This is a genomic window from Mesorhizobium sp. M7A.F.Ca.US.005.03.2.1 (assembly GCF_003997795.1).
GTDB classification, from domain to species: domain Bacteria; phylum Pseudomonadota; class Alphaproteobacteria; order Rhizobiales; family Rhizobiaceae; genus Mesorhizobium; species Mesorhizobium ciceri.
In genome coordinates, this window is record NZ_RZRP01000199.1 from 1 (window position 1) to 8528 (window position 8528).

9 protein-coding genes are annotated in these 8528 nt (G+C 63.6%); 4 read left to right on the forward strand and 5 right to left on the reverse strand.

What is annotated here, in order from left to right; genetic code table 11:
- From EN991_RS13540 to EN991_RS13550, 3 genes are all read right to left on the reverse strand, one after another.
- On the reverse strand, nucleotides 1-274 hold a 274-nt coding region (locus tag EN991_RS13540), incomplete at its 3' end, for a helix-turn-helix transcriptional regulator (protein ID WP_164769037.1).
- A gap of 266 nt (nucleotides 275-540) precedes the next feature.
- Nucleotides 541-1254, reverse strand: coding sequence for a phosphatase PAP2 family protein (locus tag EN991_RS13545; protein ID WP_027161239.1), 714 nt, complete (start codon nucleotides 1252-1254; stop codon nucleotides 541-543).
- 14 nt (nucleotides 1255-1268) lie between these two features.
- Nucleotides 1269-1610 carry a hypothetical protein gene (locus tag EN991_RS13550; protein ID WP_013528672.1) on the reverse strand — a complete coding sequence of 114 codons (342 nt, stop codon included), beginning with the start codon at nucleotides 1608-1610 and terminating at the stop codon, nucleotides 1269-1271.
- A gap of 169 nt (nucleotides 1611-1779) precedes the next feature.
- Here EN991_RS13550 and EN991_RS13555 point away from each other — a divergent pair, with 169 nt between their 5' ends.
- Nucleotides 1780-3174, forward strand: coding sequence for a sensor histidine kinase (locus EN991_RS13555; protein ID WP_127368938.1), 1395 nt, complete (start codon nucleotides 1780-1782; stop codon nucleotides 3172-3174).
- Nucleotides 3171-3830 carry a response regulator transcription factor gene (locus EN991_RS13560; RefSeq protein WP_013528674.1) on the forward strand — a complete coding sequence of 220 codons (660 nt, stop codon included), beginning with the start codon at nucleotides 3171-3173 and terminating at the stop codon, nucleotides 3828-3830. Before EN991_RS13555 ends, EN991_RS13560 begins: the two co-directional genes overlap by 4 nt.
- Before the next feature lie 307 nt (nucleotides 3831-4137).
- On the opposite strand, the gene EN991_RS13565 is transcribed toward EN991_RS13560, so the two are convergent.
- On the reverse strand, nucleotides 4138-4641 hold the full coding sequence (locus tag EN991_RS13565) for a hypothetical protein (protein WP_127368939.1): 504 nt from the start codon (nucleotides 4639-4641) through the stop codon (nucleotides 4138-4140).
- Nucleotides 4642-5203: 562 nt separating this feature from the next.
- Here EN991_RS13565 and EN991_RS13570 point away from each other — a divergent pair.
- The gene (locus EN991_RS13570; RefSeq protein ID WP_127368940.1) at nucleotides 5204-7207 is read left to right on the forward strand and encodes a PhoX family phosphatase; all 2004 of its coding nucleotides are present in this window, start codon (nucleotides 5204-5206) and stop codon (nucleotides 7205-7207) included.
- A gap of 144 nt (nucleotides 7208-7351) precedes the next feature.
- Entirely contained in the window at nucleotides 7352-7576 is a 225-nt protein-coding gene (locus EN991_RS13575; RefSeq protein ID WP_013528677.1) for a hypothetical protein, read from the forward strand.
- Here EN991_RS13575 and EN991_RS13580 read toward each other — a convergent pair.
- The coding region (locus tag EN991_RS13580; protein WP_164769038.1) for an NAD(P)/FAD-dependent oxidoreductase at nucleotides 7568-8528 on the reverse strand (961 nt) is incomplete at its 5' end. The genes EN991_RS13575 and EN991_RS13580 overlap by 9 nt on opposite strands.

The window sequence follows — 8528 nt, forward strand, 5'->3', positions numbered from 1 at the left end:
CCGGCTCAGCCTTGGGATCCGGCGGCACGGCAGGCTTGAGGCGCACGCCCCGGCCGCCGCGCTCGCTGGCCTGATTCTCGCCGATCAGCTCCACCCCGGCCTCGTCGAGGGCCTGGATGACCTTCATCAGCGTGTCGACCACGCCCCTGACCACGCCATCGCTCGCCTCCATGCGCTGGATAGTCGGAAGCGAAACGCCGGCGCGCTCGGCGAGCGTCTTCTGATCGATGCCGGCCAGCGCCCTTGCGGCGCGCATCTGCGCGGCAGTGATCATCGGCCGGAATCCCCGTCTGAGTCTGCAGGAGTAAGGTATAATATCATTATTCTGATGTTTCAAGCATTAGGATGAATGTTTGAGACGTAAGGGGCGGCGCCTGACTGACCATTTTTAGATACTTTCCCGGGATTGCGCTAAGGTCTTCCATCTGGGCAGGGAGTAACGCGGTTGAATATCTTCAAGACTTTCATGACATCGGCAGCCTTGCTGTCGGCGGTTTTCCTGTTGGCCGGCTGCGGGCACGGGCTGATCAACCGGCTGATCTAGTCTCCAGTCTCGCCGTCCGGGTGCTGCCCACGCCATCGCTGCCACGTCCGGGCAGCGAGCCAGCACAGCATCGCCCAGACGAAGCCGGCGCACCAGCCGGCCAGCACATCCGACGGCCAGTGGACGCCGAGATAGACGCGGCTGATGCCGACCAGCAGCGTCGTCAGCACCGCCAGCGACAGCACATAGATCTTCGTCGTTCGACCGGGCAGGAAGCGTGCCGCCAGCGCGCCGAGCGTCAGATAGGTCACCGCCGACAGCATGGCGTGGCCGCTGGGAAAAGACAGCGTCGTTTCGTTGACGAGATGCGAGACGAGTTCGGGGCGCGGCCGGTCGATTCCGGCTTTCAGCAGGCTCGACAGCACCTGACCGCCGGCCACCGCCACGAAGATGAAAAGGGCGGTCGCCGGCCTGCGGATAAGCAGGAGATAGACGATTACCGCCGTCACGATCAGCACCAGCACGCTGCCGCTGCCAAGGCTTGTGATGTCGCGCATCGCCCCTTGCAGCCACAGCGGGCCGATCGGGCTGTCAGGCCGCCCCGCCTGGCGGAAGGCGAGCAGGATTTCGGTGTCGAAGGCGTGCGGGGTGGTGGCGCGCGCCATCTCCATCAGCTCCTCGAATCCCCAAAGGCCGGCCGCGATGACCAAGCCGGCCAGCAGCACCGGGAATTCGACCCGGTTGAGCAAAGCGTTCGCGGCATTCTTCATCGGCAATCCGCCCGTTACAGCCGGCCTTGCAGATAGGGTCCGAGCGTGATCAGCGCCACTGCGGCGATCGCCAGCATGATGCCGGTCGCCTGCAGCGCGTTGACGCGCTCGCCGAAGAAGACCAGTGCCACGACGTTCACCGAGACCAGCTGGATGACGGCAGACAGGCTGAACGACACCGACATGCCGAATTCGCGGATCAGCCGCAGCATGATCAAATTGCCCAGCGAATAGAGCGCCAGCGTCAGCGCGATCTTGCCGAGGCTCGGCGCCAGGCCCCATTGCTTGGCGGCTGTCGCCGCCAGCAGGAAAATGACCGTTGAAAAGCCGAGCTGCAGCAGTCCCGAAAAACTCAACGTTCCGTCCCCTCTCGAAGCGGCTCCCGCCGCATGTGTCGCGGACGTTGTTTCCGAAGCGCGCCGGGACGTCAAGCGCTCGACCAAACGAAGCTCTTGGCAATGGCAAGACGGAGGCTCAATGTACCGACATCGTCCAGCCAGTCGATTGAAGGGCGGTCAGGGGTTCATGATTCGTATTCTGCAGAACTTGACGCGACGCTGGAGCGAACTCTCTCTTGCCTTGCAATTCGTCGTTGCCGGCGGTTTTGGCCTGCTGGCCGTCATGCTGGTGGTGGGCGCCTGGGTGACGGCGCAGATCAGAGAGGGCGTCATCCGCAATTCGGCCGCCACGACGGCGCTCTATGTCGACAGCGTGATTGCGCCGCTGCTTCCCGACTTGCGCAAGGAGCAGGAGCTCAGCGATTCCGTCAAGCAGGCGCTGGACGAGACGCTTGGCCAGGGCGCGCTCGGCAAGCGCCTCGAATCGTTCATGCTCTGGCGCCGCGACGGGACGGTCCTCTATGCCAAGGAGACGGCCCTGATCGGCCGCCGCTTCGCTCCGAGCGACAATCTGCGTTCCGCTTTCGAAGGCAATGTCGTCGCTGAATTCAATACTTTCGATGAGGATGAGAGCGAGGAGAAGGCGACCGGCTTGCCATTGCTGGAGATCTACAATCCCGTGCGCGAGCCCTGGTCGGGCGAGGTGGTGGCGGTTACCGAGTTCTATGAGATCGCCGACGATTTCCAGGCCACCCTGGCTTCCGCTCTGTGGTCGAGCTGGCTGATCGTGGCCGGCGCGACCCTGGCGGCATTCCTGCTCCTGTCGGGCATCGTCGTGCGCGGCAGCCGCACCATCGACGACCAGCGTGGGGCGCTGCGCCGCCAGGTGTCGGAACTGCAGGGCCTGGTGGCGCAAAACAGTGCCTTGCGACTGCGCGTGCAACAGGCCTCGCGCCGCGCCACCGCGCTCAACGAAAGATATCTGCGCCGCATCGGCGCCGACCTGCATGACGGCCCGGCCCAACTCGTGGCCCTGGCGGCGCTGCGCATGGACAGCCCGATATTTTCCAGCGATGGCCATTCAGGCGCAAGCCGCTCGACCGAGGTCACGATGATTCGCAAGACGCTGGAGGATGCGATGCGCGAAATACGCGGCATCTGCACCGGCCTTGTCCTGCCGCAGATCGAGACGGCTGCCGCAACCGACATTCTGCGGCTGGCCGTCAAGGAACACGAACAGAGGACGGGAACGTCGGTGACGCTGACGCTGGCCGGACAGTTGCCTGAACCCGGCGCCTCCGAGAAGATCAGCATCTATCGTTTCGTCCAGGAAGGGCTGAACAATGCCTATCACCACGGGCTAGGCAAGGATCAGGCGGTGAGTGCCGGGATGAAAGGTGGCAGGCTTTTTGTCGAAGTGTCGGACCGCGGGCCGGGTTTCGATCCGACGGCACGGGTCGAGGGCCTCGGGCTCGCCGGCCTCAGGGAACGGGTCGAAAGCATTGGCGGACAGTTCGAAACCTTGACCGGGCCGCAAGGTACGCGTTTGGTGATCCGTCTGTCGGTCGAGGAGCAAGCATGACTGGGACCATTCGCATTGCCATTGTCGACGATCATCCCCTCTTTCGCGAAGGTGTGACGCGCAGCCTGTCGGAGATCGGAGGCTTCGAGATGGTTGGCGAGGGCGCCACGGCGCAGGATGCCGAACGCCTCGCCGCGACGATGCGGCCCGACATCTTGCTGCTCGACATCTCGATGCCGGGCGGCGGGCTGAGCGCGGTCGCAAGCATCCTCGCCAACCATCCCGCCCAGAAGATCGTCATGCTGACCGTCTCGGAGGCCAATGCCGATGTGACCAAGGCGCTGAACGCAGGGGTGAATGGCTATGTCCTCAAAGGCGTCGGATCGCGCGGCCTCGCCGACATCCTGCGCAATGTCGCAGCCGGCGAAAGCTATCTCTCGCCGACACTATCGGCCCGGCTGCTTTCGGATCTCCAGTCCCAGCAGCCGACCGACGGCTTGGCGGAACGGCTGCGGCAGCTCACCGATCGGCAAACGGAAATCCTGCGGCTGGTGGCGGAGGGGCTGAGCAACAAGGAAGTCGCCTTGCGGCTTGAGTTGCAGGAGAAGACCGTCAAACATCACATGACCGGAGTGCTGTCGAAGCTCAATGTGCGAAATCGCACCGAAGCGGCCTTGATGATGCGTGAGTGGCGCGACCGCGACAGGCCCTCCTAAAGCATTTCACCGTTTCACGGAAACGGCGAGCTGCTCTAACTCTTTGTTTTGACGCAATTCCCAAGGGAAAAGCGCTACGCGCATTTCCCGGGAAAACCGCTTCACACTTTTTCTAGAACTGCTTGGGTCAGGTCTGGGGAAATGCGCAGCGGTTTCCCGTCCCGGATTGCGCAAAAGCGCGTCGCGCCTCGGGACCGCAGCCATTGCGGTGCCGAAAACCGGGACGATGCCGGCCGGAAACGAGGTCACCTCCGCCGGGGGGCGGCGGAGGTGACGTGCAAAGCTGACCGTTGCCTGTTGGCCAGCTTCACAAGGCCTTGAGACGATTGGCATCGGCCGGCGTGGCCTGGCGGTCGATGATCGTGCGACCGAGAGCGTCCTTCATGCTGAAACGACCGTTCTCGAGCTTTTCCGTTATGCCGTCGGGATGCCTGACTGTGATCTTGTTGCCGGTCACGTCGACCTTGTCACCGGTCTTTGCATTGACATGGCTCCCGCTCTTACCCTGACTGGATCCTGATTTGCCGTTGTTGCCGTTATTGCCGCTGTTGCCGTTATTCCCATTGCCGTTGCCGCTGTTCCCGCTATTGCTTCCGCCGGAATTGCCGCCGTTGCCGCCCCCACTGTTGCCACCACCACCGCCGCCACTGTTACCGCCACCCTTGGCGTATGCGCTGGCGGTGTGGATGCCGGAAACGGAGCCGTCCAGGACAATTTGATAGGGCGCAATCGTCAACACCAGCGCCGCTGCCGATTTGAGCGCCAGCCGGCAACAACGGGTCGTGAAACGGGTCGTGACCGATCTGTGCATTCTGATCTCCGACGACTGAGTCCGGCGCGCCCCACCCCAACGTTGCAGTGCAACCAACATTGCCGAAAGACGCGGCGCCCGGAAGCGACCTCCGACCGTTGCGGTTGTCAACCAGGACCATTGCAAGCGCAAGGTTGGACTAAAGTCCCAAGTATATGCTACATTAGCTTCGCATGAACGGCGCCGTGACCGCCATCGCTAAACGGGAGACTGGCTTTCCCGATGCCTGACGACGGCAGACGCCGAACATCAAGTCACCTCCGCCGGGGGCGGCGGAGGTGACTTGTCGAGGGTGCAGTTGCCCGTTGATCTGTTTTTTGCAAACGACTGATGTCGTCCGCCGTCGCGGGATGCGCGGCCAAGATGCCGCCTAAGGTCTCCTTTCATCTCGAACCGGCGATTCTGGAGCAGTTCACGGTCTGCGGGAATGCTTAGCCAGCGCTGCGCGCAATGCCTGTCGCGTCTGAAAGGTCTCCCGATGTCACGAAAATGTGATCCGGCGATTATAAGGGGGTCAAACAGGTACCCACGCTCCAGCCAATCCAACAGCCAGAGGCAAGCCATGACTGACCTTCGCTCCCCCGACACCCGATTCCGCACCAGCCTGCTCGAGGAAAACGACGGCCCGGCCATCAACGCTTCCGACAACCGCACCATGGGCGAGATCATCGCCGCGCGGTTCTCGCGCCGCGGCTTCCTCAAGGGTTCGCTGGCTGTCTCGGCCATCGCCGCCACCGTCAGCCCGCTGGCGCTGATCAGCGCCGACGAGGCCCGGGCCGCTGAAGGCTCGGCCTTCACGTTCGACGAACTCGAGGCCGGCATCGACGACAAGCACCACGTCGCGCCGGGTTACGATGCCGATGTGCTGCTGCGCTGGGGCGATCCGCTGTTTGCCGATTCGCCCGACTTCGACCCGACGAAACAGTCGGCCGAGGCCCAGGCGAAACAGTTCGGCTACAACAACGATTATGTCGGCTACATCCCCATCGACGGCTCGGCCGAACATGGCCTGCTGGTGGTCAACCACGAATACACCAATCCGCATCTGATGTTCCCGGGCATCGTGAAGATCGTCCAGAAGGACGGCAAGAAGTCGGCCGAAGTCGCACCCCTCTCGAAGGAGCAGGTCGATGTCGAGATGGCAGCTCACGGCGGCACCATCGTCGAGATCCGCAAGACATCAGGCAAATGGCAGGTGGTGCGCGACGGCAAGCTCAATCGCCGCATCACCTCCAACACCGAAATGGCGCTGTCCGGTCCGGTTGCCGGCCATGACCGCGTCAAGACCAATGCCGATCCGTCCGGCACCAAGGTGTTCGGCACGTTCAACAATTGCGCCGGCGGCGTCACGCCCTGGGGCACCTATGTGATGGCCGAGGAGAACATCCATGGCTATTTCTCCGGCGAGTTGCCGGAAGGCCACAAGGAAGCCGCGAACTACAAGCGTCTCGGCATTCCCGAAGGCGCCTATGAATGGGCGGCGCATTACGAGCGTTTCGACCTCGCCAAGGAGCCCAATGAGGCCAACCGCTTCGGCTGGATCGTCGAGGTCGATGTCAACGACCCGACCTCGACGCCGAGGAAGCGCACCGCCATGGGCCGCTTCAAGCATGAGGGCGCCGAATCGATTGTCGCCAGGGACGGCCGCGTCGTCTTCTATCTCGGTGACGACGAGCGCTTCGACTATGTCTACAAGTTCGTGACCAAGGCCGCGTTCGATCCGAACGATCATGCCGCCAACAGGGACCTGCTCGATGATGGCACGCTGCATGTCGCCAGGTTCGCCGAAGATGGCACGGTCGAATGGCTGCCGATCGTCTTCGGCCAGGGACCGCTGACGGCTGAAAACGGTTTCACTGGCCAGGCCGACGTGCTGATCGAGACGCGCCGCGCCGCCGACCTGCTCGGTGCCACCAAGATGGACCGCCCCGAAGACATCCAGCCCAATGCCGTCAATGGCAAGGTCTATGTCATGCTGACCAACAATTCGAAGCGCAAGGCCGACCAGGTAGACGCCGCCAACCCGCGCGCCGAAAACGCCTTTGGCCACATCATCGAGATCGCCGAGGACGGCGGTGATTTCACCGCCGCCAAGGGCAAGTGGGAAGTGCTGCTGAAATGCGGTGATCCGGCGGTTGCCGATGTCGGCGCCACCTTCTCGACGGCAACGACGGCCAATGGCTGGTTCGGCATGCCCGACAATTGCGCGGTCGATTCGGCCGGGCGTCTCTGGGTCGCAACCGACGGCCAAGGCCCGAAAGCCACCGGCCGCACGGATGGTCTGTGGGCGGTGGACACGGAAGGGGCGGCGCGGGCAACCTCGAAACTGTTCTTCCGCGTGCCGATCGGCGCCGAAATGTGCGGTCCGCTGTTTGCGCCCGACGACCAGACCGCCTTCGTCGCCGTCCAGCATCCGGGCGATGGCGGCGAGGACTGGGAAGCGTTCGGCCGCCCGTCCTACTATGAGGATCTGTCGACGCGCTGGCCCGACTTCAAGCCCGACATGCCGGTGCGGCCGTCGGTGGTCGCCATCACCAGACAGGGCGGCGGCAAGATCGCGGTCTGATTGCCTCCAGCATGGGGCGCAGCAGCGGAGCAGATTTGCACCGCTGCCGCCCTTTGAAGTCGCGGCATGGGGTGAAGTCGGTCAAGCCTCGGGAAAGATTGGCAATTTAAACATGGCGCCCTAGGTCTTTATCAGGAGATCGCCATGTCGAAGTCCGTCTATGACCGTGGCTTGCTCAAGCCAGCCGATATCGCCAAGCTGCAGCGCGTGTTCGACGAGGCCTGCCGGCGGCGCGAGGCACATCCCGATTCCGCCGACGCGCGGGAAATCGCGCTTAACCTGCTCGCCCTGCACAATGCCGGCATGGTGGAAGAGGACATGCTGATGGAGGCCGTCGGTTTCCGGCGGCTGGAACCCAAATCAGCGTGATGCGCCGGGTTGGTGCGAGGCCGACCCTGCAATCCGTTTGGCGATCGCCTTGGCCAGGATGCCGGCATTGGCGAAGCAGCCGCGAATGCTCGGCCGCATGCCGGTGAACCACAGACCGGGCAATTTCGGATCGGCTTGCCCGCCGTTGAAGAGCGGAACGCCCTTGGCGTCGAGCACGCCGAGCTTGCCGACCATCGGCTCCAGCCCGGTGCGGTAGCCTGTCGCGGCAATGACGATGTCAGGATAGATCAGGCTGCCATCGGCCAGGATCACGCCGTCACGGGTGAATTCCCTTATGCCGGGTACGACGGTGATCTTGCCGGCCTTTATGGCGCTGACGGCGCCATCGTCGGCGGCGATCGCGGTGTAATCCGAGGTCAGGCGGCTGGCGCCGCCCGCAGGCGCGGGCGGCAGGCCGAATTTGGTCAGGTCGCCGAAAGCCAGGCGCTGCGTCGCCGACATCACCGCGTCGGCGACCCGCAACGGCAAGCGAGCCATGAACGGCGAAAGCCGGTGCACGGCGATCTTGCCGATGCGCTTGGGCAGCAGGGCGGGACCGCTGCGGGCCGACAGCCAGATGGCGGCCGTGTCTATGCCGGCCAGATGATTGAGCGCATCGAAACCCGAATTGCCGGCGCCGACGACCAGCACTTTCTGGCCCGCATAGGCCTGTGCGTCACCGAAATCCGCCGAATGGATGATGCGCCCGACGAAATCCTTCATGCCTTTCCATTCGGGAATGAACGGCTGCCTATCGCGGCCGGTGGCGACGACGACATTGCGGGCCAGCCGCAGGCCAGCGCTGGTCCGTACCGCCCAGTGATCGCCCTTGAAGGCAATCTCTTCGACAGCGACGCCAAACTGCACCGGCAGCCGGTTTTCCTCCCTGAAATCATTCATGTGGCGGATGACGACCGTCCGGTGCGGAAAGGCGGGGGTGCCGGGGGGATAG

Excerpts from the sequence above, each read along its gene's own strand:
- EN991_RS13545 (WP_027161239.1), bottom strand. The coding sequence starts at position 1,254 with ATGAAGAATGCCGCGAACGCTTTGCTCAACCGGGTCGAATTCCCGGTG.
- EN991_RS13565 (WP_127368939.1), bottom strand. The coding sequence starts at position 4,641 with ATGCACAGATCGGTCACGACCCGTTTCACGACCCGTTGTTGCCGGCTG.
- EN991_RS13555 (WP_127368938.1), top strand. The coding sequence starts at position 1,780 with ATGATTCGTATTCTGCAGAACTTGACGCGACGCTGGAGCGAACTCTCT.
- EN991_RS13575 (WP_013528677.1), top strand. The coding sequence starts at position 7,352 with ATGTCGAAGTCCGTCTATGACCGTGGCTTGCTCAAGCCAGCCGATATC.
- EN991_RS13560 (WP_013528674.1), top strand. The coding sequence starts at position 3,171 with ATGACTGGGACCATTCGCATTGCCATTGTCGACGATCATCCCCTCTTT.
- EN991_RS13570 (WP_127368940.1), top strand. The coding sequence starts at position 5,204 with ATGACTGACCTTCGCTCCCCCGACACCCGATTCCGCACCAGCCTGCTC.